This window comes from Streptomyces fulvorobeus (assembly GCF_013167895.1).
GTDB classification, from domain to species: Bacteria; Actinomycetota; Actinomycetes; order Streptomycetales; family Streptomycetaceae; genus Streptomyces; species Streptomyces fulvorobeus.
Genome location: NZ_BLWC01000001.1, coordinates 5,520,209 through 5,547,145 on the forward strand (window position 1 = coordinate 5,520,209; position 26,937 = coordinate 5,547,145).

General features: G+C 72.1%; 16 protein-coding genes and 1 pseudogene. 8 read left to right on the top strand and 9 right to left on the bottom strand.

Features of this window, described 5'->3' with window-relative positions; all coding sequences use genetic code 11:
* Positions 1 to 674 precede the first annotated feature (674 nt).
* The 4 genes from Sfulv_RS29830 to Sfulv_RS24815 form a co-directional block, all read right to left on the bottom strand.
* On the bottom strand, positions 675 to 2,966 hold the full coding sequence (locus Sfulv_RS29830; RefSeq protein WP_218578062.1) for a TIGR02680 family protein: 2,292 nt from the start codon (positions 2,964 to 2,966) through the stop codon (positions 675 to 677).
* Positions 2,963 to 4,225, bottom strand: coding sequence for a TIGR02678 family protein (locus Sfulv_RS24805; protein WP_173316714.1), 1,263 nt, complete (start codon positions 4,223 to 4,225; stop codon positions 2,963 to 2,965). The genes Sfulv_RS29830 and Sfulv_RS24805 overlap by 4 nt, the downstream gene beginning before the upstream one ends.
* Positions 4,222 to 5,784: a TIGR02677 family protein gene (locus Sfulv_RS24810; protein WP_256669097.1), complete on the bottom strand. Its 1,563-nt coding sequence runs from the start codon at positions 5,782 to 5,784 to the stop codon at positions 4,222 to 4,224. The genes Sfulv_RS24805 and Sfulv_RS24810 overlap by 4 nt, the downstream gene beginning before the upstream one ends.
* 266 nt (positions 5,785 to 6,050) lie before the next feature.
* Positions 6,051 to 6,524, bottom strand: coding sequence for a GtrA domain-containing protein (locus tag Sfulv_RS24815; RefSeq protein ID WP_173316715.1), 474 nt, complete (start codon positions 6,522 to 6,524; stop codon positions 6,051 to 6,053).
* A gap of 310 nt (positions 6,525 to 6,834) precedes the next feature.
* Between Sfulv_RS24815 and Sfulv_RS24820 the strand changes: the two genes are divergently transcribed.
* The 6 genes from Sfulv_RS24820 (at position 6,835) to Sfulv_RS24845 (ending at position 13,434) form a co-directional block, all read left to right on the top strand.
* The gene (locus Sfulv_RS24820; RefSeq protein ID WP_173316716.1) at positions 6,835 to 7,665 is read left to right on the top strand and encodes an ABC transporter substrate-binding protein; all 831 of its coding nucleotides are present in this window, start codon (positions 6,835 to 6,837) and stop codon (positions 7,663 to 7,665) included.
* A gap of 50 nt (positions 7,666 to 7,715) precedes the next feature.
* Positions 7,716 to 8,504, top strand: coding sequence for an amino acid ABC transporter permease (locus Sfulv_RS24825; RefSeq protein ID WP_173318200.1), 789 nt, complete (start codon positions 7,716 to 7,718; stop codon positions 8,502 to 8,504).
* A 22-nt stretch (positions 8,505 to 8,526) separates the two neighbouring features.
* Complete coding sequence (locus Sfulv_RS24830; RefSeq protein WP_173316717.1) at positions 8,527 to 9,294, top strand: amino acid ABC transporter ATP-binding protein; 768 nt, start codon at positions 8,527 to 8,529, stop codon at positions 9,292 to 9,294.
* Positions 9,295 to 9,550: 256 nt separating this feature from the next.
* On the top strand, positions 9,551 to 10,864 hold the full coding sequence (locus Sfulv_RS24835) for a cytochrome P450 (protein ID WP_173316718.1): 1,314 nt from the start codon (positions 9,551 to 9,553) through the stop codon (positions 10,862 to 10,864).
* On the top strand, positions 10,861 to 12,102 hold the full coding sequence (locus Sfulv_RS24840; RefSeq protein ID WP_173316719.1) for a cytochrome P450 family protein: 1,242 nt from the start codon (positions 10,861 to 10,863) through the stop codon (positions 12,100 to 12,102). Before Sfulv_RS24835 ends, Sfulv_RS24840 begins: the two co-directional genes overlap by 4 nt.
* 318 nt (positions 12,103 to 12,420) lie before the next feature.
* A complete protein-coding gene (locus Sfulv_RS24845) occupies positions 12,421 to 13,434 on the top strand; it encodes a LacI family DNA-binding transcriptional regulator (RefSeq protein ID WP_173316720.1) in 1,014 nt (337 codons plus the stop codon).
* A 27-nt stretch (positions 13,435 to 13,461) separates the two neighbouring features.
* On the opposite strand, the gene Sfulv_RS24850 is transcribed toward Sfulv_RS24845, so the two are convergent.
* The 5 genes and pseudogenes from Sfulv_RS24850 to Sfulv_RS24870 form a co-directional block, all read right to left on the bottom strand.
* Complete coding sequence (locus Sfulv_RS24850) at positions 13,462 to 15,444, bottom strand: beta-galactosidase (RefSeq protein ID WP_173318202.1); 1,983 nt, start codon at positions 15,442 to 15,444, stop codon at positions 13,462 to 13,464.
* Between the two features lie 14 nt (positions 15,445 to 15,458).
* Complete coding sequence (locus Sfulv_RS24855; protein ID WP_173316721.1) at positions 15,459 to 17,684, bottom strand: WD40/YVTN/BNR-like repeat-containing protein; 2,226 nt, start codon at positions 17,682 to 17,684, stop codon at positions 15,459 to 15,461.
* Between the two features lie 69 nt (positions 17,685 to 17,753).
* Positions 17,754 to 18,688: pseudogene (locus Sfulv_RS24860) on the bottom strand (carbohydrate ABC transporter permease).
* Positions 18,689 to 18,690: 2 nt separating this feature from the next.
* Positions 18,691 to 19,704, bottom strand: coding sequence for an ABC transporter permease (locus tag Sfulv_RS24865; RefSeq protein WP_173316722.1), 1,014 nt, complete (start codon positions 19,702 to 19,704; stop codon positions 18,691 to 18,693).
* A 1-nt stretch (position 19,705) separates the two neighbouring features.
* Positions 19,706 to 21,376, bottom strand: a complete 1,671-nt coding sequence (locus Sfulv_RS24870; protein WP_173316723.1) for an extracellular solute-binding protein — start codon at positions 21,374 to 21,376, stop codon at positions 19,706 to 19,708.
* Between the two features lie 388 nt (positions 21,377 to 21,764).
* Here Sfulv_RS24870 and Sfulv_RS24875 point away from each other — a divergent pair, with 388 nt between their 5' ends.
* Both Sfulv_RS24875 and yicI read left to right on the top strand, forming a co-directional pair.
* Positions 21,765 to 24,644, top strand: coding sequence for a glycoside hydrolase family 3 C-terminal domain-containing protein (locus Sfulv_RS24875; RefSeq protein WP_173316724.1), 2,880 nt, complete (start codon positions 21,765 to 21,767; stop codon positions 24,642 to 24,644).
* Entirely contained in the window at positions 24,641 to 26,914 is a 2,274-nt protein-coding gene (gene yicI / locus Sfulv_RS24880; protein WP_173316725.1) for an alpha-xylosidase, read from the top strand. Before Sfulv_RS24875 ends, yicI begins: the two co-directional genes overlap by 4 nt.
* Positions 26,915 to 26,937 lie beyond the last annotated feature (23 nt).

Below are 26,937 nucleotides of genomic sequence, written 5' to 3' on the forward strand. Positions count from 1 at the left end.
GAAGCGCTCCGCGGCGGCGTCGCGCGCGGCCACCGCGGCGTCACGGCGGGCCGCCGCCGCGGACCGCTCACTGGTCCGTGCTCCGATCCGCCCCTCGATCGTGAGCAGCGAAGCGGTGTGCTCGCGCAGTGCGGACTGCTGGGCCCGGCGCGCCGTCCGCATCCCGTCGATCCGGGTAAGCGTCTCCTCGTAGGCGGCGCCGACGGTGTGCTCGATCTCCTCCAACTGCGCGGTCAGCCCCCGTGCCGCCGATGCCGCGCGGCCCGCCTCCGCGTCCAGCTCCCGCGCCGCCAGTCCGGAACGCTCCGCCCGGGAGCGCAGCTCCGCGGCCGTACGCCGCTCCGAGACCAGCTGGACCTGGGCGATGAGCCACTGACTGCCGGAGTCCTGGAGGGCCTGGACCGTCTCCCGCACCGCGCGCAACGCCTGGGCGTCGGACGGCAGCCCGTGCTGGGACGCCACGTGGTCGAGTCCGTCCCGCGCCACCCTGGCGGCGGACTCGCACCTGGTGAGCGCGGTGACCGCGTCCCGGACCGCGTCCTCCCGGGCCTCGGTGACCGACTGGGCGCGGTCCAGCTCGCGTTCGGCCTCGGCGACGGCACGGTGACCGGGGCGGCACCGCCGGTCGGCCTCCAGCGTCTCCCGGCGGGCGGCGACCGCCGACAGCTCGACCGTCAGAGCGGCCAGGGTGTGGTCCAGGGCGCTGATCGCCTCGGCCAGCGCGGCGACGCGGCGCTCCCGGGACCTGGCGCGCGCCGACGCCCCGATGTAAGCGACGTCGGACTTGGCCCAGCTTCCCGTCGCACTGGCGAGCCGCCAGGTGCCGTCCGCGCCCACCGCGGCACCGTGCGCGGGGGCAGCGTGTCTCCGTACGCGATACCGGCCAGCAACTGGCCGATGCGCTCGGCCGGGACGGGCGCGCCCGGCTCCGGCCCCAGCACCTCGCCGAGCTGGCGGCCCGGGGCGGGAACGGCCCACTCGGCCTCGGCGAACGCGTCGTGGCCCAGCGCGACCGCGCCCCCGTACGGCGCGACCCAGGCGTCCAGCAGACCGCTGGCCTCCAGGGCGGCCTCGACCGCGTTGCGCGTGGCCGCGGGCACCGTGTCGTGGAAGGCCACCAGCTTCCACAGGGGCGCGCCGGACAGCCGCGCACGGTCGGCGGTACGGAACACCGGTCGCGGTGGCGCCAGGTCGGCGGTGTGCCGCAGCCGCTCGGCCTCCGCCGCCAGCGCCTCGCGCTCCGCCCCGGCCGTGGTGAGACGGGCGGTGACCGCGGCCTCCGCCGTGGTCAGGGCGTGGTCGGCCGTCCGCGTCGCGGCGTCCACCAGCGCCAGTACCCCGGCCTCACCGCCGGCCCGGCCGGCCAGCTCGTCCAGCGCGGCCTCGTCGAAGGACAGCTCCCCGCACCGGCGGGCCCAGCCGCGCAGCCGCTCCTCCTGCGCCGCGACCGCCCGCTGATATCCGGCAGCGGCCTCCGTACGCCGTTCGGCCGCCGCGGCGAGTGCCGTCCGGGAGGTCTCCGCACGCTCCTCGGCCGCCGTACGTGCGGTGAGGGCGGTACGCAGGGCGTCGAGAGCTTCTCGTACGTCCTCGGTCTGGCCCCGCCGCCCCCGCACCGCCCCGTGCAGGATCTGCCTGGCCCGGTCGGCGTCGCCCGCCTCCAGCGCACCGCTCACCTCCGTGCACGCGGCGGACATGCCGGCCCGCCCAGCGAGCTGCCGGGAGTCGCTTTCGGCGGCCCGGACCCGCTCCGCCTGCGCCTCCACCGCATCGAGCGCCCCGGCGAGCCGGGCCTCGTCCTCGTCCGCGGTGGTCCGGGCGGCACCGGCCGCCAGGTGCCGCGCCTCGGCTTCCCGGTGCGCCTGCGCGGCGCGCTGACGGAGGCCGTCCAGCTCCCGCCCCTCCCGGTAGGCGTCGGACTCCGTCAGCGCCTCGATCCGGGCGCTCAGTTCGGTGACCGACGCCTCCGTCCCGCGCTGCCGCTCCTCGGTCCTGCCCCGCTCCGCCACGGCGGCGCGCAGCTCCTCCTCGCGCTCCGCCGCCGCGCGAGTGCGGTTGTCCAAGTCGGTGGTCGCCGAGATCAGGGCCGCGGCCCCGGCGCGCAGCACCCGCTGGGCGTACGAGCGCTGACGGGCACCCAGCGCCTGCGCGGCCCGCACCTCGTCCTCCAGCCGGGCCAGATGCTCGCGGCGCCGGTCCAGCCGCTCGAACCCGTCGGCCAGTTCGGAGATCTCCCCCTGGTCGAGCGGGGGCAGGGCACGCGACAGCAGTTCCGACAGCAGCGAGGGGTCGAGGCGCTGGGACAGCTTCGGGGTGCGCAGCTGGAGCAGCGCCGTGATCAGAGCGCCGTAGCGCTGCTCGCTGAGACCGGGGAAGAGGGTCCGGCGCACGGCGTCCCGGTAGTCGGCCGCCGAGGCGTACACGTCACCGTGGCCGGCCAGCTCCGCCGCGAGCGACGCCCTGGTGAGTGGCTGACCCGACTCGTTGACCAGGGAGAGGCCGCCGGGAACACCGACGCGCCGACGGCTGGTGAAGAAGTCCGTCGTGACGGTCGTGGTCCGCTCGCCGGCCTGCAGGCGCGCACCGATGGTGAGGAACTCCTCGGCGCCGCCCTCACCCCGCGCCGTCCGGAACTCCAGCCACACGTATCCCACCCGGGTGAGCCCGGTGGCGCCCTCGCCCATGAGGTTCCAGTGCATGGTGCGTTCCGAGCCGCCGAAGGTGGACAGCCGGTGCGGGCGCAGACTCGCGTCGAAGAGGAACGGCAGCAGGACTTCCAGTGCCTTCGACTTGCCCGTGCCGTTCGGCCCGCGCAGCAGCAGGCGTCCGCGGTGGAAGGTGAACACCTCGTCGTAGTAGCGCCAGACGTTGAGCACACCGGCTCTGGTCGGCTGCCAGCGCTCGCCGGGGCCGGGACTGGCGGCGGGGGACCCGGAGGCGCCGAGGGGGAGCGGGGTGACCGTCATGCGGAGTGTTCTTCCTTGAGAGTGGCGCTGGTGACGCGGTAGCGGGCGGCCGCGGGTCTGGGCACGACCCGGCCGCCCTCGTGCCGTACGAGCCGGAAATCGGCCAGGACCCGGACGGCGTCCTCGGCGAGCGCCGCCGCACCGCCCTCCGTCCGGTACGCCTTGCCCCAGCGCGGGAACCGGTCCAGGAGCCGGTCCGCCTCGAAGGCCAGCTGCTCGGGTGCGCAGCCGGCCGGTGTGGCGTTCAGGACGTCGAGAAGGAGCAGAGCGGCGACCTTGGCGTGGTTCGCGTCGTCGGGGAACCGGCTGTCCGTCGCGATGGCGTCCGGATCGACCAGCAGAACCCCTTCGGCCCGCTCCTCCAGTACGAAACCGGCCTGCTCGGCGGCTCGCCGCACAGTCTGCCGCCCGGTCGGTGAGGCCAGATAGCCGAGCTCACCATCGGACAGCTCGTCCCGGTGCACCACCGGCTGGTCGAAGAGGCGCCGCAGCACCGAATGCCGCAGCCACAGATCGCGCTGGACCGGGGAGAGCGGTGTGTCCACCCCGTCGTCGTCCGCCGTCTCCCCGGTGCCCGGCAGCCCGTACCGCCGCTCCCGCACCAGCCCGGCCAGCAGGGCATCGAAGCCGGCCGGTACGCCGGTGGCGGGCACCGCGAGTCTGGACGGCCCGCACGGGGCGGCCGGCAGCCGCATCAGCACGCTCGCCTCCACCCGGTAGAGCACTTTCGCCTCGGCCGAGTCGGCGAAGCTGTCCGTCGTCCCGTCCACGGTCCGCAACGCGCCGTACGACTCCAGCAGCCGCAGGACGTCGACGAACGCGACGCGCTCCGAGCGCTGCGCCGTGTCGAAGGCGGGCAGGGCTTCGTCCGCCGACGCCGCCCGTACGACCTGGTCGGCCAGCAGACCGATCGTGGTGACCGGGACGGAGAGCAGCTCGGCGGCGGTGAGACACAGCAGGACGTACCGCCGCCGGTCGAAGGGCGCCCCGCCCGCGTGCGTCCGCCTGGCAGGCCGGGACGCGTCGGCGTCCCCGCCGACCTTGAGCAGCCGGGCGTACCCGAGGCGCGGCTCGACGGCCAGCGTCCAGCCGCAGTGATAGTCGAACCAGTGCGTCAGCGGGTCCCGGCGACGGCGCACCAGATCGAACACGGCCGGGTCGGAGCGCTCGGTGAGCAGCGGCCGCACCAGCAGCGTGCGGATGCAGCGGGACATCTCCTCCCGCTCGGCCACCACCAGTTGGTTGGCGGAGTTGCTCATCCGGCCGTCACCTCCCGGTCCCCGGCGCGGGCCGGGCCGGAAGCTCCCGCACTGTGGACCTCGATGACGTAGTCCGGGCAGGTCAGTGTGCCGCGCGCGGTCCGCAGGACCGCGGGTGCTCCGCCGGGACCCGCCGGTGGCCGCAGCACGACCTCGACCCGCCCGTCCCCGGTGACCGCCCGCCGCGCCCCCGTCGTGTCGGGCCGCACCGCCAGCGCCCGGCCGAGCAGATCGAGCAGACGCTCGAAGACCTCGTGGTCGAGACCCCCGAACCGGGAGAGCCGCACCGGGGATTCGGTACGCAGCAGACTCCACGCGGCCTCCAGCTCGGCCCGCTCCGCCCGTGCCCGCCCGGCCCGCTCCGCCCTGAGCGCGGCCACGTCCCGCACCCGCCCGGTGCGGGTGAACCTCTCCGTACGGCCACTCGTGCGCAGGAGGGCGGAGACCTCCACGGGCGGTGCGTCGTGCCAGCTCTCCGTGGCGGCGACGAGCTCGGGGTCGGTGTGGGCGAGATGCGCGTGACGCGCCGGCCCGAGCCCGAAGGCGGCCGCCCACAGCCGGTGCAGATCGTCCTCGCCGGGTGCGGCGGCGAACCACCGGGCCAGCTCGCGGAAATCCTGTACGGCACCGGCCGACCCGCGCCGCGACTCGGTGATCCGGTCCAGCGCCTGGAGCAGGGTGACGATCGCGCGGCGCGCCACGTGGTGCAGATGCTCCACGCGCGGGGGCGAACCGTCGGCGGGCAGGAACCAGGCGCGCAAGCCGTCCCAGCGGGCCTGTCGGCGTGCCAGCCAGGCGGGCGCGGGATCGTCACCACCGGTCGGCGGGAGCTCGGCCCCGCGCAGCGCCCGCTCCCACAGGGACCGCGGCCCGTGCTCCTCGACCCGCGCCACGGCCGCCGCGACCGCGTGGGCCCGCTGGTCGAGGCCGGTGAGGAAATCCTGGAGGTAGGCGACCGTGGACCCCTTCACCTCGTGGAAGGTGGACAGCTCGGCCCCCTCGCTCCGCAGCAGTCGCTGGAGCTCACCGTTGAACTGCTTGGTGTTGCCCGTGAGCGCGTCCAAGTGCCCCTCGAGCTCCAGCAGCGTGGCGAATATCCGGCGGTCGCCGGTGGTCGTGTCCTGCGCCAGCCGGTCGAGCTCCGCCAGCCGGTCCGCGATCGCGTCGAGCACGGCCGTCTGGAGGGCTCCGGTCGATTCGAGGACCGAGAGGGCGTGCCGCACGCCCGCGAGGGCCGCTTGCCCGCGCCGCGTCAGCGAGTACCGCAGGGTGCGCCGCTCGTACTCCTCGGCGGTGCGGTAGTCCTCCGCCTGGTTCAGGATGACGTCCAGCAGCTCCCACTCCCGGAGCTGCTTCAGCGCGCCGGTGAGGTCGTCGTCCGTCAGCGCGCCGAACCATCCGACGCCCCGCACCTGCTCCCGCACCTCGTCCAGCCCCAGCGCCGTCACCAGACGCTCGTCGGCATCGCCGAAGGCCCGCAGGATCGCCGAGTACAACGGCGCCCTGTCGCCCATGGTGAACCGGAACAGGTCGGCCGGGACCCGGTGTGTCTCTGCCACTGCTCGCTCCCTGCTCCCACGGTGCTCCGACGCCGTACGCAGGACGCCGTCGCTGGACGGCGTACATCCGACGCCCCGCCCAGAACAGTAGACGGCGCCGCTGACACGACGGACGTACCAGGCCAGGGAGGCGAGGCCGTCCGGCAGCCGCCCCGCCTGCCGCTGTCAGCGGTGGAACGGCCCGCGCACCTCGTACGTCACGCGCCCCGAGCCTGCCGGCTCACCGCTGGTCCCGGTCGCCCGCACCGTCCAGGGCCCGTACGGCGTCAGGCGGCCATCGCCACGGACGCCTTCCCCAGGGAGATGTCCGCGGTCGCGGCCCGCTCGGCGAAGACGACGATCCGCAGGACCGCGAACCGCCCGACCCCCGCCAGGGCCGAGGCCGACAGGTAGACGGCCTGCTCGACCAGGGCCAAGGGTTCCGGCCGCACGGCGTACAGGCACAGCAGGGCCCCGGTGGTGAAGGCGTAGCTCACGGCCGCCGTCAGCCCGGACCGCAGGTGGACTCCCCATCGGCCGGGCCCGCTCCGGAAGGTCACCCGGCTGTGCAACTCCGTCGCGAGCAACGTCGACACGACGGTGACCAGCACGTTGGCCAGGGCCATCGGCATCCGGTCGTCGAGCAGGACCAGCACCCCGCCGGAGGCTAGCCCGACGCCACCACCGCAGACGACGAAGCGCGTGAATGCCGCGAGAACCGGGCGGACAGTGCGCTTCGGCGGGTATGAGGGGGCGGTCACGGGGGGTCCTCCGGAGGTCAGGGGAAACGGTGCTTCGATTCCACTCCAGAACCTACGGACGCGTCGTCCACCGAGCGACCGGGTCTGTCCCCGACTTCGCTGGGGGGCTACCCCCAGGGCCGTCTGGGGGTTGTCCCTGGTTCCGGAAGCGCGCCGCTCGGACGTGTGCGGCGGGACCAGATCCCCGACGGGCTGCGCAGGGTGGACTTTCGCCCGGCGCTCCGACATTCTGTGCGGACTTTGATCGTGGATCTCCGCCGGTCCGCGCGTTCGTCCGCGAGTCCGTCCTTCGTGTGCAAGGGGAACCGCCATGATTCCGTCCCGTCCGCCTTCCCGCCGGATCGCCGCGGTCTGCGCGGCCGCCGCGCTCGCCCTTGCGCTCAGCGCGTGCGGCAGCAGTGACAGTGGCGCGACCGTCAAGGGCGCCAAGCTGGTCAAGTCCGGTCAGATCACCACGTGTACACATCTGCCGTACGCGCCCTTCCAGTCCGAGAAGGACGGGGAGGTGGTGGGGTTCGACGTCTCGATGATCGATCTGGTGGCCAAGGACCTGGGCGTGAAGCAGGTCGTCGTGGACAAGTCGTTCGAGACGATCAAGACCGGGGCCGACCTCAACGCCGGAGTCTGTGATGTGGCCGCCGCCGGTATGACGATCACCGAGGAGCGCAAGGCCCATCTGGAGTTCTCCGCCCCGTACTTCGACGCCACGCAGGCCCTGGTGGCCCGCAAGGGCGTCAAGGCGGCGACGATCGAGGAGATCACCGAGCAGAAGCTCAAGTTCGGTTCCCAGTCCTCCACCACCGGCGAGGACTTCGCCCGCAAGCACGGCGCCGACCCCCAGTCCTTCGAGAGCTCCGACGCCGAGCTCAACGGACTGCGCACCGGTCAGGTCGACATCATCGTGCAGGACTACCCCGTCGCGCAGAACTGGCTCAAGAACCCCGCCACCGCGGCCAAGTTCGAGATAGTGGGCAATCTCGACACCGGCGAGCAGTACGGCTTCGCGGTCCGCAAGGGCGGCGATCCCAAGCTCCTCGCGATGATCGACCAGGCCATCGGGGACGCGAAGTCCGACGGCACGTACAAGAAGCTGTACGAGCAGTGGATCGGGCCGATGCCGAAGGGTGCCGACGCCCCGTGACCACCCTGATCACCGGCGGGGACCCGGAGAAGGCGGCTGAGCGGCCCCGGATGTCGCCGCGCCGCCGGCGCCGGATCTCCCAGGGAGTGCAGTACGCCGTCTTCGCGGTCGCCGTGGTGGTCGTGGGCGCGCTGGCCGACTGGCAGCAGTTGCGGGAGCAGTTCCTGGACCTGTCGGTCGCCCGGCAGCTCTTCCCCGAACTCATCACCGTCGCGCTGCTGAACACCGTGGTGTACACGCTGACCGGTTTCGGCGTCGGACTCGTGCTGGGACTCGTCGTCGCCCTGATGCGGCTGTCGTCCGTCGCGCCCTACCGCTGGCTGGCGATGGCGTACATCGAGTTCTTCCGTGGCCTGCCCGCCCTGCTGATCTTCATCTTCGTCGGGGTGGGCGTCCCCCTCGCCTTCCCGGGAATCGTCTTTCCCGGGGAGACGTACGGGCAGGTCGCCTGCGCCCTGGGGCTGGTCTCCGCCGCGTACATGGCCGAGACCATCCGGGCGGGTATCCAGGCCGTACCGCGCGGCCAGTTGGAGGCCGCGCGGACGCTCGGCATGTCGCACGCCACCGCGATGCGGTCGATCGTGATCCCCCAGGCATTCCGGATCATCGTGCCGCCGCTCACCAACGAGATGGTCCTGCTCTTCAAGGACTCCTCGCTCGTGCTCTTCCTGGGAGTCACGTTGCAGCAGCGTGAACTCACCAAGTTCGGCCGGGACCTGGCGAGCACGACGGCCAACACGACGCCCATCTTCGTGGCGGGCCTGTGCTACCTCCTGGTCACGATCCCGCTCGGCTACCTCGTACGGCGTCTTGAGGCCCGTCATGCACAGGAACGGTGAACACGAGGTGGGGAGGGCTGAGATGACGGCGGGTACTCCGGCGATCGAGATCCGCGGACTGCGCAAGTCGTTCGGCGATGTCGAAGTGCTGCGCGGGATCGACTTCACGGTCGCGGCCGGAGAGGTCGTCTGCGTGGTCGGCCCCTCGGGGTCGGGGAAGTCGACCCTGCTCCGCTGTGTCAACCTGCTGGAGGAACCCACCGGCGGCACGGTCACCGTCGGTGGTGTCGACATGAGCGATCCGGACATCGATCTGGACGCGATGCGCCGCCGGATCGGCATGGTCTTCCAGCAGTTCAACCTCTTCCCCCACCTGAGCGTGTTGGAGAACCTGACGATCGCCCAGCGCAGGGTTCTCGGGCGCGACCGGGAGAAGGCGGGCCGCATCGCCCGGGAGAACCTCGTGAAGGTCGGCCTGGCGGACCGCGAGGACAGCTTCCCCTCCCAGCTGTCCGGCGGCCAGCAGCAGCGGGTGGCCATCGCACGGGCCCTGTCGATGGGACCCGGCCTGATGCTCTTCGACGAGCCGACGAGCGCGCTCGACCCCGAGCTGGTAGGCGACGTCCTGGGAGTGATGCGCACCCTGGCGGACGAGGGCATGACGATGATGGTCGTCACCCACGAGATGGGCTTCGCCCGTGACGTGGCCGACCGGGTGGTCTTCATGGACGACGGCCGCGTGGTGGAGGAGGGCACCCCGCAGGAGGTGCTGACCCGGCCGGAACACCCACGGACCAAGGCGTTCCTCGCCCGGGTCCTGAACCCGGGCGCCGTGCGGCCGGAGGGCTAGGCACGGGGCAGGCCGCCCAGCGGGGGCCTGGCGACCGTGAAGCCGTGGTGTACGTCCCTGTGGCGGTGGTGTCAGCGGCTCCCCCTCTGCGGGGCCGTGCCCGGCTGGCCGGGCTCATGAGCCGGTGCCGCCCGAGGGGGTGCGGGGAGGGCTGTGACGGCGAGGGGAGGCCGTGGCCGCCGCAACCTCCCTATAGTGGTGCCGCGTTGATCGTACGATCGCAACGCGTGAAGCTTCCGCCACAGGAGTCAGGACGATGACGCACCCCTCTTCCGCCGTGCCGTCACCCGAACCCACGACGGAGGCCCGCACCGGCGCCGGCTGCCCCGTGGGTCCGGGACCGGCCGCGGTCCCCCTCGGCGGGCCCGGGTTCCAGGCCGAACCGCAGGCTCTCTACCAGGCCATGCGCCGCGAGCGCGGGCCGGTCGTGCCCGTGGAGCTGGCCGGGGGCGTCCCGGCCTGGCTGGTCATCGGATACCGGGAGCTCCACCAGGTCACCGGCGACGGCGCGTTGTTCCCCCGGGACGTCGGGCTGTGGAACCAGTGGGACAGCCTGCCCGAGGACTGGCCGCTCCTGCCGATGGTCGGGCGGCCCATGCCGTCCATCTACTTCACCGCCGGCGCCGAGCACCGGCGGCACGCCGAGATGGTGGGGCCCGCGCTCGAAGGAGTGGAACCGCACGAACTGCGCGCGCACTGCGAGCAGTTGTCGGACCGCCTGATCGACGGGGTGTGCCGGCGCGGGACCGCCGACCTGATCGCCGACTTCGCCGTACCCCTCCCCGTGCTCGTACTCGCCCGCCTCCTCGGCTTCCCGGACGACGAGGGGCCGGAGATCGCCCAGGTGCTGAAGGAGCTGGCCGACGGCGGGTCCGGGGCGCAGGAGGCTTACGCACGGTTCGGGGAACACATGAGCCGGCTGCTCTCCGCCCGCCGGGCGGCACCCGGCAACGACGTGACGTCCCGGATGCTGGCCCACCCCGAGGCGTTCACCGACGAGGAGTACGTACTCGACCTGATGGCCGTCACGGCCGCCGGGCACCTCCCCACCGCCGACTGGATCGGCAACTCCCTGCGGCTGATGCTCACCGACGACGTGTTCGCCGAGGCCCTCGCGGGCGGCCGGCGCAGCGTCGCCGAGGCCATGAACGAGGTGCTGTGGGAGGACTGCCCCAACCAGATACTCGCCGGGCGCTGGGCGGCCAGGGACACCCGGCTCGGCGGACAGGACATCCGGGCGGGGGACATGCTGCTGCTCGGGCTGGGAGCGGCCAACACCGACCCGCACATGCGTCAGCACCTGTCCGCCACGGGGAGCCGGGCGGGGCAGGGCGCCAACAGCGCGCACCTCGCCTTCAGCCACGGCGAGTACCGCTGCCCGTTTCCCGCGCAGGAGATCGCCGAGATCATCGCCCGTACCGGCATCGAGGTGCTTCTCGACCGGCTGCCCGACCTCGCACTCGCCGTCGACGCGCGGGATCTCGTACGGCGGCCCTCCGCCTTCCTGCGCGGAATGAACTCGCTCCCCGTCCGCTTCACCCCCGTGCGTCCGACAGGAGACTCGTCGTGAAGTGCCCCCACGCCGCCGTCGTCATCGATCCCCTGGTGCGGGACCTCGACGGGGAGACCGAACGGCTGCGCGACGCGGGGCCGCTGGCGCGGATCGAGCTGCTCGGCGTGCCGGCCTGGGCCGTCACCCGGCACGCCGAGGCGCGCCGCCTGCTCCTGGACCCCCGGCTGGTGAAGGACCTCGCCGCCTGGGGGCTCTGGCGGAGCGGAGAGGTGACGCGCTCCTGGCCGCTCATCGGCATGGTCGACGCGGGACGCTCCATGTTCACCGTGGACGGGGCGGAGCACCGGAGGCTGCGGACCAAGACCTCCCAGGCGCTCACTCCGCGGCGGCTTGAGGAGATACGCCCGGACATCGAGCGGTTCACCGGCGAGCTGCTCGACGACCTCGCCGCGCGCGGCCGGGGCGGGGAGGTCGTCGACCTCAAGAGCGTGTTCGCCCAGCCGCTGCCCATGCGGGTCGTCGGACTGCTGATGGGCGTGGACGAGTCCCAGCACGCCATGCTGGCCCAGCGGTACAAGGCGTTCTTCTCGATGCTCACTCCGCACGAGGAACGGCTTGCCCTCCTCGCCGAGCTGGACGTCTTCTACACGAGCCTGGTCCGGGAGAAGGCCGCCCGGCCCACGGACGATCTCACCAGCGCGCTCGTCCTCGCCGACGAAGGCGGGGAACCGCTCACGGAGGAAGAGGTGGTGGGCAACCTCAAGGCGATGGTGGCGGCCGGGCACGAGACGACGATCGGGCTGATCCTGAACGCCGTGCGGGCCCTGCTCGCCCACCCCGACCAGTTGCGCGGGGTCCTGGCCGGTGAGTTCTCCTGGGAGCAGGTGATCGAGGAGACCCTGCGCTGGGACACCCCTACGACGCACCTGCTGATGCGCTTCGCGACGCAGGACATCCAGGTGGGCGACGACGTGATCGCCGAGGGGGAGGGCGTGGTCATCTCCTACCGGTCCATCGGCCGCGACACCGTGCAGCACGGCGCTGACGCCGATGCCTTCGACCTCACCCGCCCCGCGCCCGTCCGGCACATGACGTTCGGGCACGGCCCGCACATCTGTCCCGGGGCCGGGCTGTCCCGGGTGGAGGCGGCCATCGCGCTCCCGGCGCTGTTCGGGCGCTTCCCGGGGCTGCGGCTCGCGGTGGCGGACGACGAGATCCGCAGGCTGCCGGTGATGACGCAGAACGACATGGAGTCCTTCCCCGTCCTGCTGGAGGGCGCGGGGCCGGTGGGCTGAGCACGCCCCGCGGGCGGCCGTCACCGGGAACACGTGGAGAATGGTGACCGGGAACCCGGAGATCCGCGACCGGGAACCCGGGCATTGCCGGCGGCGGCCACCCGCTCCCCGGCCCACCGGTTCCTTTCGGCGGCCATCCGGCGGGGGTAGCGTCACGCGGCCTGATCGAAGCGCTTCGACAAGTTCCTGGACAGCTGGTACAGAGCGATCTAGGCTCCGGTGTATCCGCGCATGTCAGATCCGTCACAGAGACTCGAAGACGGCGTGTCGAAGCGCTTCGAACGCTCCGTCAGCAGTCACCCCGCAATGGAGAGCTGAATGGTCACGCTTGCCGAGGTAGCCCAGCACGCCGGAGTCTCCGCGAGCACGGTGAGCTACGTCCTCAGCGGGAAGCGGTCCATCTCGGCCTCCACGCGCGAGCGGGTGGAGAAGAGCATCCAGCGGCTCGGCTACCACCCCAACGCGGGCGCCCGGGCCCTCGCCAGCAGCCGGTCCAACATCATCGCGCTGATGGTGCCGCTGCGCACCGACATGTACGTGCCGGTGATGATGGAGATCGCCATCGCGGTCGCCACCACGGCCCGGACCCACGGGTACGACGTCCTCCTGCTCACCGGGGAGGAGGGCCCCGCGGCCGTACGGCGGATCGCCGGGAGCTCCCTGGCGGACGCCATGATCCTGATGGACGTCGAGCTCCAGGACGAGCGGCTGCCCCTGCTCAGGGAGGCCGGGCGGGCCGCCGTACTCATCGGGCTGCCCGCCGACCCCTCCGGACTGACCTGTGTGGACCTCGACTTCGAGGCGACCGGTGCGCTGTGCGTGGAACACCTCGCCGGGTTCGGACACCGCGAGATCGCCGTGATCGGGGAGGCCGCCGCCGTCTACGAGCGGCACACCGGCTTCGCCGAGCGCACCGTCGACGGGGTGCGGGCCAAGGCCCGTGAAACAGGCGTCCGGGTGCTCCACCGGCCCTGCGAGGGCGGGTACGCGGCGACGGCCGGCACACTGGCCCGGATCTTCGACGAGCGGCCGGGCACCACGGGCTTCGTCGTGCAGAACGAGGCAGCCGTCGAGCCGCTGCTCAACCTGTTGCGACAGCAGGGCCGGGCCGTGCCGGAGGACGTCTCCGTCGTCGCGATCTGCCCCGACCAGGTGGCGGCCCAGGCATCGGTGCGGCTCACCTCGGTCGCCATACCGGCGCAGGAGATGGGCCGCCGGGCGGTCGAGCAGGTCGTGGCCGAACTCGCGGGCCGCGGTACCGGCGAAGTCGAGCTGCTGGCGCCCGAGCTGACCGTCAGAGCCAGCACGGGACCGGCCCCCGCCCGGGCATGAGCGGGAGCCGGTACACCGTGCCGCCGGTCATGCCGCCGCGGTGCTCCTGAGTGCGGCGACACCGTAGCGGTCCAGCTCGACGCTGCCGTCCGTCTTCGTGCCGGTCAGCAGATCGAGGTGCGGGCCCGGCAGTGTGACGCTCACCCGGCCCCGGCCGTGGTGCAGCAGGAAGAGCACGTCACCCCGGCGGACCGCCTCCACGCCGGCCGGCAGGTCCGCCAGTACGGGGCGGGCGCCCGCCCCGGCCGCCGCCCTGCCCAGCAGCTCACGAAGGGCGTGCGGGGCGGGCAGCGTCGACACGTACCAGGCGGTGCCCTTGCGCAGCACCGCCGGCAGACCGTCGAGCTCCCCGCCGCGATAGGCGGAGACCGTCTCGGCGCTGTTGTCCGGCTCCAGCTCCTCGGACCAGAGCCCGCCGTCGAAGCCGTCGCACTCCACCGTGGCGCCCGCGTCGAGCGGCCACCACTCGTGGACCGTACGGATGCCGAACAGCTCCCGCAGCCGGACGTCCATGCCACCCGGCCTGATCCGGCCGTCCTCGTCGGCGATGCCGGTGAAGAAGCCGCAGACCAGGGTGCCCCCACCGCGCGCGTAGGCGACCAGGTTGCCGATCGCCGCGTCCGTGAGCAGATAGAGGTGGGGCACGACCACCATGCGGTACCCGCTCAGGTCGCCCTCCGGGCGGGCGAACCCGGTCGTGAACCCGCTCTCCCAGAGGCCGCGGTGCCAGGACCGGACGACCTCCGGGTAGGAGAGGAGCGAGGACGGCCGGCCCTCCCGCTCGCCGGCCCACCACGCGTCCCAGTCGTGCAGGATCGCGATGTCGTCGCCCGCCACGGCGGCGGCGCTCACCTCCGGGCCGATCAGGCCGAGCTCCGCCCCGAGCCGCTTGATCTCGCCGAAGGTACGGCCCTGCTCGCCCGCGTGGCTGAGCATCCCCGAATGGAACGTCTCGGCGCCCTGCCGCGACTGCCGCCACTGGAAGTAGCAGATGGCGTCGGCGCCCCGGGCCACCGACTGCATCGACCAGAGCCGGTTGAGCCCGGCGGGCTTGGGATGGTTGACCCCGCGCCAGTTGACCGGGCCCGCGGCCTGCTCCATCACCATCCACGGGCCGCCGGCCTGCGAACGCGTCATGTCCGCGATCATGGCGTTGTACTGGCCGCCCCGCGGGTCCCGTGGATCGGGGTAGACGTCGACCGAGACGACGTCCTCCTCGGCCGCCCACGCCCACGCGTCCTGACCCGACCAGAACGGCATGAAGTTGGTGGTGACCGGGATGTGCGGGGTGTGCCGGGTGACGATGTCCCGTTCGGCGAGGTAGCACTCCATCAGGGCGTCGGACGTGAAACGCCTGAAGTCCAGCAGGTGCGCCGGGTTGTGCAGGTACTGCGCCTTGCGGGGTGGCAGGATCTCCGCCCAGGAGTCGTAGCGCTGGCTCCAGAAAGCGGTGCCCCAGGCTTCGTTGAGGGCCGACACCGTGGTGTGACGGCCGGTGAGCCAGCGACGGAAGTGCTCAGCGGTGGCATCGCACCAGCAGTGCGTGCAGTACTCGTTGTTGATGTGCCACACGGTGAGCGCCGGGTGGTCCGCGTACCGCGCCGCCAGGTCCTCGGTGAGTGCGGCGGCGTACTGCCGGTAGACGGGTGAGCTGGCGCAGAAGTGCTGCCGGGACCCGTACCAGATAACCGAGCCGTCCTCGGCGCGCGGCAGCGTCTCCGGGTGCCGGGCGCCCATCCACGGCGGCGGTGACGAGGTCGGCGTGGCCAGTACGACTCCGATGCCGTGCGCGTGCATCAGATCCATCAGCCGGTCGAGCCAGCCGAACTCCCGCGCGCCAGGTCTGGGTTCGATCATGGACCAGGAGAAGACGCCCACGGTGACGGAGTTGACGCCGGCCTCCCGCATGAGCCTGGCGTCCTCGGCCCACACCTCCTCGGGCCACTGCTCGGGGTTGTAGTCGCCGCCGAAGAGCACGCGGCCCCGGGTGGCGTCGCGCAGGGACGGCATGGACGTCTCGTCTCTCACTGCGGGTCCGCGTACTGGATGCCGCGGCCGTTGGTGCCCAGGTAGACACGGCCGTACACGCGGGGGTCGCCGGTGATGACCTCGCCGGTCCAGCCCCACTGGTGGGCCTGGTCGTTGATCCTGGTCCAGGTCGCTCCCGCGTCGTCGGAGCGCAGCACCGCCACACCGTCGTACGTGGCGGAGACCCGGCCGGTCTGGTAGATCGCCGGGTAGGAGGCCCTGCCCCACCGGGTCGCCGCCTTGCCGAAGCCGAGGGCGTGCGATGCCTGGCAGCCCGCCACCGCGGTGAAGCGCAGGCCCCCGTCCGTCGAGCGGAGAAGTCCGTTGTCCTTCGCCGACAGCCACAGGTCACCGCTGCGGCCGGGAGCCGCCGCGATCCGGAACTGCACGTCGCCCGCCGGCAGCTGAGCGGCCCCCCTGGTGAAGCGGGCGCCCGCGTCCCTCGACACGAACACCGCACCCGTGTCGGTGTCGTACACGTAGAAGCGGCTGGGGTCGAGGGGGTCGGCGACCGGTGTACCGCCCTTGGGGAAGGTGGGCACCTCGGCCCAGGTGGCACCGCCGTCGGTCGAGCGCTGGGCGGCGTACTTCGTGCCGTCCCAGTGGATGAAGGACCACAGGAGCGTCCTGCCGTCCGCGCTCACGGCGATCGGTCCAGGCGCCGACGCGGCGATGGACGGCTGGGAGGCGAAGGGCCGCCAGCTCGCGCCGCCGTCGTTCGAGTACGCCCCGGCGGCGCCCCCGGAGGGCCAGCCGGCCCGTACGACGTACGAGGGCTTGAGCGTGGCCAGCGCCAGCCCGGTGGCCGAGCCGAAGACCGGGTTGGACGCCATGCCGCGCGACGGGGAAGCGGTGAGCGACTCGTGGTACATCACGCCGATGTCCCCGAGCCCGCTGAGCAGTTGGGCGCCTCCGGAAGGGGGTGCGATCAGCTGCCGCACCGCTGACTCCTCCAGACCCCGGATCTCCGGCGCCCAGTGCACCAGGTCGCGCGTCCCGAAGATCGTGGCGCCCGTGCCGTACACGATGTGCTGGGAGTCGAAGGGGTCGACGGCGAGGGCCTGTATCCACCAGCCGAACTTCGCCTGGGTCGCGCCCCAGCGCAGATACGGGGTCTCGGAGACGTCGAGGACCGCGGAGTCCTTGAGCGAGGTCCAGCTCGCGCCGCCGTCCGTGGAACGGAAGAGGGTGTCCACGGGCCCCCAGCGGTTGTTGGTCGACACCACGACCGTGCCGGGGCGGCGCGCGTCGACGGTGACACCGCCGTACCCGAAGGCGTCGCCCCCGGAGGGCGCCACGGGGGACACGTCGGACCAGACGCCCGTCACCGTGTCGAGGCGGTGGACGGAGCCGTTGGACTGGTTGTTCGGGCCGGGGCCGTCCGCGTAGGTCACGTACAGCGCCCGCGTGCCCGCGTCGTACGCGGCACGGATCGGCACCTTCGTGGCGGCCGCCCCGGCCGACGGCTGGCCGGGCACCGCCTGCCAGCCGCCCGAACCGTCCGTGCGGTACAGGGCGGTGCCGCCGTCACCCCATCCCGCGTACACCGTCCGGCCCGCCGCCACGAGCAGCGTGACGCCCTGGCCGTTGGCCGAAGGAGTGGCGGGGAAGGCCGCCGGGGACCAGGTGGCACCGCGGTCGGTGGAGCGCAGCAGACCGTCGTGGCGGGTGCCGAGCCAGAGCGTCTCGCTGTCGCGCGGGTCGACGAGCAGCCGTTCGCCCGCGCCCCGGCCGTCCTCGTTCGCCCCGAGCCGTACGGTCAGGTCCGCGCGGGCCCAGGTCACGCCCCGGTCGTTCGACCGGAGCACCGCGCCCGGGCTCGCCCAGGACTGGGAGTACGTACCGAGTGCCAGGTAGAGCCGGTCGGGGAAGGCGGGGTCGACGGCCAGGGCCTCGACGCCCAGCAGGTTCCAGTCGTCCCAGCCGAGGTGGTCGGTGAGGGCGGTCCACCGTGCCTGGGCCGAGTCCCACCGGTAGGCACCGCCGATGTCGGTGCGGGCGTACGCCAGGCCCGCCACGGCCGGGTGGAAGAGGACGCCGGTCACGAAACCGGTGCCGCCGATCGCGGCGGTCCGCCAGCGGTACGCCTGGGTGGTGGCCCGTCCTCGGCGGGACGCGGCCCCGGCGGGAGCCGCGACCGGCAGGGTGGCGGCCGCGGCCGCGACGGCCGCTCCGGCGAGCACGGTACGGCGGCGGGGCGTGGGGAGGGACGAGTCGCGCATGACGAACACCTTCCGGTGGGGGAGTGGTGGGGTCGCACTGTGCGGGAGAGGAGGGTGCGGCTCGCGGGCTCAGCCCTTGACCGCCCCGGTGAGCATGCCCTTCTTGAAGTGTTTCTGGACGAACGGCGAGAGGACCGCCACGGGCAGCAGGGCCAGCACCATCACGGCCATCTGGACGGCGAGCGGGGAGAGTCCTCCGGTGTTGATGGCCTGGGCGAGCCCCACGGGCCTCTCCTGCTTGAGGACCAGCTGGTTCATGATGTTCTGCAGGGGGAGCATGTCGGGATCGCTGAGGTAGATCGAGGCGTTGAACCAGGCGCTCCAGTAGCCGACCGCGTAGAACAGCGTGATCACCGCGATGACGGCCCGGGAGAGCGGCATGACGATCTGCCACAGGATGCGGAAGTCGCCGGCCCCGTCGATCCTGGCGCTCTCGATGAGCTCCTGCGCGGTGCTCATGAAGAAGGCGCGCAGGACCAGGATGTTGAAGACGTTCAGGGCGCTGGGCAGGATCAGCGACAGGTAGGAGTCGGTGAGGCCGAGGCCCTGCACCACCAGGTAGGTGGGGATGAGACCGGCGCCGAAGAACATGGTGGCGAGCAGGACGATCAGGAACGGCCGGTGGAGGACCGATCCGCTGCGGGAGAGCCCGTAGGCGCACATGACCGACACCGTCATGCTGAACAGCGTGCCGACCACCGTCACACCCAGGCTGACGAGGGTGGCCCGGGTCACCTGGCCGCCGCCGAGGAGTTCCTGGTACGCGACGAAGGTGATGTCCCGGGGGATCACCACGAGTCCGCCCGTCCCGGTGATGGTCTCCACCGATGAGAGGCTGGTGACGACCACCACCCAGAGGGGAAGAGCACCGCGAGGCAGACCACGACCAGGACGACGCCCTTGGCCGCGAGTCCGGCCCTGGCCGGCTCCTCCTCCCACACCGGCCGCAGCCTGCCCCGTACCGCGGGGCCCCGCTGACGTCCGCTCAGTTTCTCCGTAGTCAGGCTCACTTCCTGTACACCCCCTGCTCGCCCATGAGATGGGCGACCTTGTTGGCCGCGAGCACGAGCAGCAGGCCGACGATTCCCTTGACGATGCCGACGGCCGCCGCGTAGCTGAAACCGCCGTTGGTGATGCCGACGTTCCAGACGTAGGTGTCCAGCACCTCCGAGGCGCCGGGGCCCACGGCGGTCCTCTGCAGCAGGATCTGCTCGAACCCGACGGTCAGCGCGTTGCCGACCTGGAGGACCAGCAGCAGGGCGACGACGGGGCGCAGGGCGGGCAGCGTGATGTGCCAGATCCGGCGCCACCGGTTCGCCCCGTCCATCGCGGACGCCTCGTACAGGTCGGGACTGACGGATGCGAGGGCCGCGAGGAAGACGATGACGCCCCAGCCGGCGTCCTTCCAGATCATCTCGAAGGTGATCAGGAACTTGAACAGACCGGGGTCGGTCATCAGGTCGATGCCGTCGTGGCCGTGGTCCCGCAGGGTCTGCGAGATGAGGCCGGCGCCACCGAACATCTGCTGGAAGACGGTGACGACGAGCACCCAGGAGAAGAAGTGCGGAAGGTAGAGGATCGCCTGCGCCACGGCGCGGACACGCGGCCGGACGAAGCTGTTGATGAACAGGGCGAGCAGGACCGGGACCGGGAAGAACAGCGTCAGCTGGATCAGGAAGATCGCGAGCGTGTTGCGCAGCGCCGCCCAGAACAGGCGGTCGTCCATCATCTGCCGGAACTGGTCGAGGCCGACCCAGGGGCTCTGGAGGATGGCCTGGAAGGCGTTGTCGGCGATGTACGGGTCGTACTCCTGGAAGGCGACGACGTTCCCGGCGAGCGGGACGTACGCGAAGACGAGCAGGAGGACGATGGCCGGGAGCGTCATCAGGATCAGCGTGCGGTCACGCCGCAACCGGTGCCGCAGCGTGATCCCGCCCGCGGGTTTCGCGGGCTCGGGGCGCTTCCTCCCCGTGGCCGGGTGACGCGCCTGCGGCTCGGCGCGGGATTCGGTGTCGACCATGTCAGGAGGCCGAGTCGCCGGTCTCGTCGAGCAGCTTCTTGTACCAGTCGCGGAGCTTGTCGCCACCGCGCGTACGCCAGTCGGAGACGTTCTGCTGCATGTCGGAGACCTTCTTGCGGCCCCGGACGATGTCCTTCTCCAGATCCTCGAACTGGGCGTTGAGCTCCGCGTACCGGGCCGGTTCCTGGACCTGCATGCCGTAGAAGAGCGGCTTCCGGGTGTGCGCGCCCTGGCGCTGCTGCCACTCGACCATGCCCTTGGCGACGTCCGGGTGGTCGGGGAAGGCGCGGAAGGCGGCCGGGCCCGCGATGTACTCGTAGGTGGCGAAGACCTGGTTGTTGCCGTCCTCGGTCTTGGCGATCACACCGTCCTTGACGGTGTGGTGGACGCCCTCGACGCCGTACGCCTTCAGGCGCTGCTCCCTGGAGCCGTACGGGGCCGCCGTGAAGTTGGCGAGGGCGAGGATCTCCTCGATCTTCCTCTTGTCGGCCTTCTCGCTGACGAAGCACCAGATGTTGGAGGGCGGGGCCGCGTAGAGGGTGGGCTCGCCGCCGTCGTGGGCGAAGATGTCCATCGCCGCCATGGTGAACTTCGGGTCGGCCAGCCGCTGGACGGCCGTCGCGCCGTACCAGTCGGAGATGTCGGCGTTGTACATCATGAGCCTGCCGGAGGAGAACAGGTTCTTCTGGTCGCCCCGCTCGGCCTTGACGTCGGGATGGACGAAGCCGGCGGAGTACAGCGAGCGCGACCACTCCAGCGCTTCGAGGTACTCGTCGGTCTCGTAGCGGTTGACGAGCTTGCCGTCCACGAGCTTCCAGTAGTGCGGCTTCTCGGCCAGCACTCCGAAGAAGGCGAACGCCGACCACGTCATGTCACCGCAGGCCCACACCTTGCTCCTGGGGGCGTTCATCTCCTTGCACAGGTCGTAGAACTCCTGGGTGGTGGCCGGGACCTGGTAGCCGCGCTCCTCGAAGACGTCGGGCCGGTAGAACGGCGCGATGTTGGGTGTGGACTCCGCCGGGAAGGGCAGGCCGCGCAGCTTGCCGCCGAAGACCGCCCGCTGCCAGGCGCCGGTCGGGATGGCCGCGAGGTTCGGGTACGCCTTGACCTTGTCGCCCGCCAGGTAGGGCCCGAGGTCGGCGAACTTGTTGGTGATCGCGCTCGGGATCTTGCCGTTCAGCTCCCAGCTGGGCACGACCACGGCGTCGGGGACGTTGCTGGAGGCGAGGACGGCGCCGAGCTTCTGGCCGTAGACGTTGCCGTCCTGGTTCTGCCACTTGACCTTGACCCCGGCCGCCTCGTCCATCGCGGTCCAGTACGCGTTGCCGGTGCCGGGCGAGGTGCCCCACAGCGGGGCCATGATGCTGACCTCGCCGCCCTTGCCCAGCTTCTCGGGCACCGACACGGCCAGCTGGCCGGCGGGCCTGGCGGTGGTGAAGCCGATGGCGGAGCCGTTCCTGGCGGGGATGTCCGGGGTGACGGCCTCGGAGGGGACGTACGCCGGCAGCAGGCCCTTGAGCTTCCTGCCGGTCGTGGTGCCCTCGTTCTTCTCGTCGCCCGAGCCGCCGCAGGCGGTGAGCAGAGGTACTCCGCCTCCCACGGCGGCCACGACGACCGCGGTGGAAGCGAGGAAGCTTCTCCGGCTCGGGGAAGAGGAGGAATTCGGCGTCATTGCGTCAACCCTTCGAGGCGCACCAGGACACACGGCGGATGAGCGCCGGTCGGCTCCTGTGTCTGAGGTGGGGCGTTACTGACTGAGCCGGACGAACCGGCCGGTCCCGAAACCTGTCGAAGCGCTTCGATGTTGCAGCGAGGTTAAGTGAAGCCATCCGGCCGCACAAGAGTCCGATCCCCAATTCGCCGCGGCTGCCCCCGTTCCGTTTCCCGGGTGCCGTGGGCGCCAGGCGGGGCCTGGCAGAGCGTCAGGGCGCGGCTGAGCGCTGCCGCACCCTTGACACTCGCAGGGTTCGGCACGGAGCATCGAAGCGCTTCGAAAGATCTTCTCGGGCTGCGCCTCGACGGAGCGCTCAGACCTCCCACCTCTCCAAGGGGACCCGCACGTGACGGACCATTCGCTGCCCTTCCGCGACCCGCGGCTGCCCTTCGCCCGGCGCGCCGACGACCTGCTGCGACGGCTGACGCTGGAGGAACGCATCGCGATGCTCCACCAGTTCGCGCCCCCGGTGGAGCGGCTGGGACTCGGGGCCTTCCGCACCGGACAGGAAGCACTCCACGGAGTCGCCTGGATGGGCACCGCGACGGTCTTCCCGCAGGCTGTCGGGCTCGGCGCCACCTGGAACGACGCACTCGTGCGCCGGATCGGAGAGGCCGTGGGCAACGAGGTCCGCGCCAAACGGGCCGGCGACGACCGGGTCGGGCTCAACGTCTGGGCCCCCACCGTGAATCTGCTGCGCCATCCGCTGTGGGGCCGGGGCGAGGAGGGGTACGCCGAGGACCCGGCACTGACCTCCGCCATCGCCGTCGCGTACACCCGGGGGCTGCGTGGTGACGACCCCCTCTACTGGCGCACGGCCCCGGTCCTCAAGCACTGGCTCGCGCACAACAACGAGACCGACCGTGACACCACCTCCTCCTCGGTCCGCCCGCGCGTGCTGCACGAGTACGACCTGCGGGCCTTCCGCGACGCCGTGCGGGCCGGCGCCGTAGCCGGTGTCATGCCGGCGTACAACCTGGTCAACGGCCGCCCCAACCACCTCTCGCCCCTCCTGGACCAGCAGCTCCGCCGCTGGACCGAGCAGTCCCTCGTCGTCTGCTCGGACGCCGGGGCGCCCTCCAACCTGGTCGACTCCGAGCACTACTACGACACGCACGAGGAGGCGACCGCCGCCGCCCTGAAGGCCGGCGTCGACAGCTTCACCGACCACGGCCAGGACTCCGCCGTCATGACCGGGCGCGTCCGCGACGCGCTCGCCAAGGGCCTCATCGACGAGAACGACATCGACACGGCGGTACGCAGACTGCTCACCCTGCGGCTCTCGCTCGGCGAGTTCGACCCCGGGCTCGACCCGTACGCGGGCGCCGCCGACTTCGACACGGCCGGGCACCGCGCCCTCGCACAGGAGGCAGCCGAGCAGGCCGTCGTCCTGCTCAAGAACGACGGGCTGCTGCCCCTGGCACCGGAGGCCGGCCGGACCGTCGCCGTCGTCGGACTCCTCGCGGACGCCTGCAAGCTCGACTGGTACAGCGGCACACTCCTGCACCGCTCGACCCCGCTCGACGGACTGCGGGAACGGTACGGCGCCGGGAACGTCGTCTTCGCCGAGGGCGCCGACCGGGTCCGGTTCAGGTGCGCCGAGGGATGGCTCCAGGTCCCCGACACCGACACCGACACCGACACCGACCCGGCGCCCGGCGCCGGGGGCGCCCTCGACCCGGCGCTGCTCGCGGGCCGCACCGATCTGCCGCCGCTGACCTGCGGGGAGCGCGCCACCGAACTGGCCCTGGTCGACTGGGGCGGCGGCGTCCTCACCCTGCGCACCGGGGGCGGCCGCTACCTGTCGGTCGCGGACGACGGCTACGTACGCGCCTCCGCCGACGCGCCGGGAGGCTGGGTCGTCCAGGAGACGTTCCGCCTGGAACCGGTGGAGGGACACGACGGCGCGCACCGCCTTCTGCACATAGGGACGGGTGGGTACGTGTCTGTCGCCGCCGGCGGGGTAAAGGTTGCCGCCCCAGGCGAGAAAACCCCCGCCGCCCCCGCCGCGGTCTTCCAGGTCGAGGTGGCCGAGCGCGGCGAGGACGCCGTGGCACGCGCCGCCGCCGCCGCGGACACCGTGGTCGTCGTCGCCGGGAACGACCCCCACATCAACGGGCGTGAGACCGAGGACCGCACCACGCTCGGCCTGCCGCCCCAGCAGGAGCGGCTGTGGCGTGCGGCGCACGCCGCGAACCCCCGTACCGTCCTGGTGCTGACCTCGTCCTATCCGTACGCGGTCACCGAGGCGGCGGCCACCCTGCCCGCCCTGCTGTGGACCGCCCACGGCGGTCAGGCCGCGGGCACCGCCCTCGCGCGCGTCCTCTCCGGCGACGTCTCCCCGGCCGGCCGGCTCCCGCAGACCTGGTACGCCGCCGACGCCGACCTGCCGGACCTGCTGGACTACGACATCATCGGCTCCCGGCAGACGTACCTCTACTTCCGCGGGACCCCGCTCTACCCGTTCGGCCACGGCCTCACGTACACCGACTTCACCTACGCGGCTCTGAGCGCCGTACGCGACGAGGACCTGGTCCGGGTGTCGCTCACGCTCACCAACACCGGTCCCCGCGACGGTGACGAGGTCGTCCAGCTGTACGTGCGGCAGGTCGGAGCTGAGGCCGGCCTGCCGCTGCGCAAGCTGGTCGGCCATCGCAGGGCGCACCTCGCGGCGGGCGCGGGGGAGCGCGTCGAGTTCCCGGTTCCGGTGGCGGAACTGGGCCACTGGGACGTGGCCCACGGCCGCTGGACCGTCGAGCCCGGCACGTACGAACTGCTCGCGGGTGCCTCCAGCGCGGACATCCGGGTGCGGACCCAGGTGAGCGTGGCGGGCGAACCGTCCGGCCCCCGGCCCGTCCTGCGGCGCGGGCTCGACGCGGCCGACTACGACGAGCAGCGGGGCACGCGGATCGTCGACCGCTCGAAGACGGCCGGGGACGCGGTGACCCCTTCGTGCGAGTCCGGCGGCGAACTCCTCTTCAGCCGCTGCGACTTCGGGGACGGAGTGCGGGCCGTCACGGTGTCGGCGGCCGGACGGGGGTCCGTCGAGGTGACGGTGGAGGGGGCGTCGGCGGACGTCACCCTTCCGGGCGGCGGGGGACCGTACGACATCCGCGGCCATGACGCGGAGCTCACCGTCCGCGGAGTCCACGACGTACGGGTCGCACTGCGCGGCGGCGTACGCCTCGCCCACCTCGCCTTCGTCTCCGCCAAGGAGTCCTCATGAAGTTCACCGACGGCTTCTGGCTCATGCGGGAGGGCGTCCGCGCCTGCTACGCGACCGAGATCCGTGATCTGCGCGCGGAGGACGACCGCTTCACCGCCTACGCGGCCGTCAAACACGTCACCGAGCGCGGCGACACCCTCAACACCCCGCTGATCACCGTCGAGTGCTTCTCGCCCGCCGAGGGGATCATCGGCGTGCGTACCACCCACCACGCCGGAAGGGCGAGACGCGGGCCCGACTTCGCCCTGCTGTCCGGCCCAGGCCCCGCTTCACCGGCCCGGGTCCACAGGGACGGCCCGGTCACCGAGCTGACCAGCGGTCCGCTGACCCTGCGCATGGACGGCGACGGACCATGGGGGATGTCCTTCCTGGACGCCGGGGGGCGACGCCTCACCGGTGTGGACGCCAAGGGCACCGCCTTCGCCACCACTCCTGACGGCGCACACCACATGATCACCCAGCTCGCTCTCGCGGTGGGCGAGAACGTCTACGGCCTCGGCGAGCGCTTCACGCCGTACGTCAAGAACGGCCAGAGCGTCGACATCTGGCAGGCGGACGGCGGAACCAGCAGTGAGCAGGCGTACAAGAACATCCCGTTCTACCTCTCCTCGCGCGGCTACGGCGTCTTCGTCAACCATCCGGGCAAGGTCGCCTTCGAGATCGGCTCCGAGTCCGTGGGACAGGTGCAGTTCAGCGTCGAGGACCAGTCGCTGGAGTTCTACGTGGTCGCCGGGCCCACACCCAAGGAGGTGCTGGCCCGCTACACCGCGCTGACCGGCCGTCCCGCGCTGCCGCCCGCCTGGTCCTTCGGCCTGTGGCTGACCACCTCGTTCTGCACCTCTTACGACGAGAAGACCGTCACGTCCTTCGTCGAGGGGATGGCCGAGCGCGGCATCCCGCTGACCGTGTTCCACTTCGACTGCTTCTGGATGCGCGAGTACCAGTGGTCGGACTTCCTCTGGGACCCGGACGTGTTCCCCGACCCGGAAGGCATGCTGGCCCGGCTCAAGGAGCGCGGACTGCGGATCAGCATGTGGATCAACCCGTACATCGCGCAGAAGTCCGTGCTCTTCGCGGAGGGCGCCGAACACGGTTATCTGGTGCGCAGACCGAACGGCGACGTCTGGCAGTGGGACCTGTGGCAGCCCGGCATGGCGCTCGTCGACTTCACCGACCCGGCCGCGCGCGAGTGGTACGGCAGCAAGCTGAGGGCCCTGCTCGACCAGGGCGTGGACTGCTTCAAGACGGACTTCGGCGAGCGCGTGCCCACCGATGTCGTCTGGCACGACGGCTCCGACCCGGAGCGGATGCACAACTACTACGCACAGATCTACAACCGCACCGTATTCGAGCTCCTGGAGAAGGAGCGCGGGCGCGGCGAGGCGGTGCTCTTCGCCCGCTCGGCGACGGCGGGCGGCCAGCAGTTCCCGGTGCACTGGGGCGGCGACTGCTTCGCCTCGTTCACCGCGATGGCCGAGTCGCTGCGCGGCGGCCTGTCCCTGAGCCTGTCCGGGTTCGGCTTCTGGAGCCACGACATCGGCGGCTTCGAGGGCACCCCGGACCCGGAGGTCTTCAAGCGGTGGCTCGCCTTCGGGCTGCTGTCCTCGCACAGCCGGCTCCACGGCAACGTGTCCTACCGGGTGCCGTGGGCCTTCGGGGAGGAAGCGGTGGACGTGGCACGCCGGTTCACCCTCCTCAAACACCGGCTGATGCCCTACCTGTACGGGGTGGCCGCCGAGGCGCACCGCACGGGCGTCCCGATGATGCGCCCCATGCTGGTGGAGTTCCCGCAGGACCCGGCCACCCGCACGCTGGACCGCCAGTACATGCTCGGCCCGGACCTGCTCGTCGCCCCGGTCTTCTCCGGCGACGGCGAGGTGGAGTTCTACGTCCCCGAGGGCACCTGGACCTCACTGCTGACCGGCGAGCGGATCACCGGCCCCGCGTGGCACCACGAGACGCACGGCTTCGACAGCCTGCCCCTGCTGGTGCGCCCCGGGGCCGTACTGCCCTGGGGCGCCGACGACCAGCGGCCGGACGGGGACTGGCTGGACGGACTGACCCTGCGGGTGTTCGGTGACCTGCCCGGCGCCGGGCGGACCGTACGCGTACCGGATCTGTCGGGTGCTCCGGCCGCCGCCTTCCACGTCGTACACGAGGACGGCACCGTGCGGGTCACGGCGCAGGGCACGGACCGGGCGTACCACGTGCGGGTGGAGGGCTCCGGGGCGACGGGGGCGGGGAAGGGGACGGTCACCGTGGCCGCCTGAGCCCGGTACGGGCCCGGACCGGG

Bases quoted from the DNA above. Each gene is read 5' to 3' on its own strand.
- Sfulv_RS29830 (WP_218578062.1), bottom strand. From the start codon at position 2,966: ATGACGGTCACCCCGCTCCCCCTCGGCGCCTCCGGGTCCCCCGCCGCC.
- Sfulv_RS24825 (WP_173318200.1), top strand. From the start codon at position 7,716: ATGTCGCCGCGCCGCCGGCGCCGGATCTCCCAGGGAGTGCAGTACGCC.
- Sfulv_RS24865 (WP_173316722.1), bottom strand. From the start codon at position 19,704: ATGGTCGACACCGAATCCCGCGCCGAGCCGCAGGCGCGTCACCCGGCC.
- Sfulv_RS24870 (WP_173316723.1), bottom strand. From the start codon at position 21,376: ATGACGCCGAATTCCTCCTCTTCCCCGAGCCGGAGAAGCTTCCTCGCT.
- Sfulv_RS24830 (WP_173316717.1), top strand. From the start codon at position 8,527: ATGACGGCGGGTACTCCGGCGATCGAGATCCGCGGACTGCGCAAGTCG.
- Sfulv_RS24835 (WP_173316718.1), top strand. From the start codon at position 9,551: ATGACGCACCCCTCTTCCGCCGTGCCGTCACCCGAACCCACGACGGAG.
- Sfulv_RS24855 (WP_173316721.1), bottom strand. From the start codon at position 17,684: ATGCGCGACTCGTCCCTCCCCACGCCCCGCCGCCGTACCGTGCTCGCC.
- Sfulv_RS24805 (WP_173316714.1), bottom strand. From the start codon at position 4,225: ATGAGCAACTCCGCCAACCAACTGGTGGTGGCCGAGCGGGAGGAGATG.
- Sfulv_RS24850 (WP_173318202.1), bottom strand. From the start codon at position 15,444: ATGCCGTCCCTGCGCGACGCCACCCGGGGCCGCGTGCTCTTCGGCGGC.
- yicI (WP_173316725.1), top strand. From the start codon at position 24,641: ATGAAGTTCACCGACGGCTTCTGGCTCATGCGGGAGGGCGTCCGCGCC.
- Sfulv_RS24820 (WP_173316716.1), top strand. From the start codon at position 6,835: ATGATTCCGTCCCGTCCGCCTTCCCGCCGGATCGCCGCGGTCTGCGCG.
- Sfulv_RS24845 (WP_173316720.1), top strand. From the start codon at position 12,421: ATGGTCACGCTTGCCGAGGTAGCCCAGCACGCCGGAGTCTCCGCGAGC.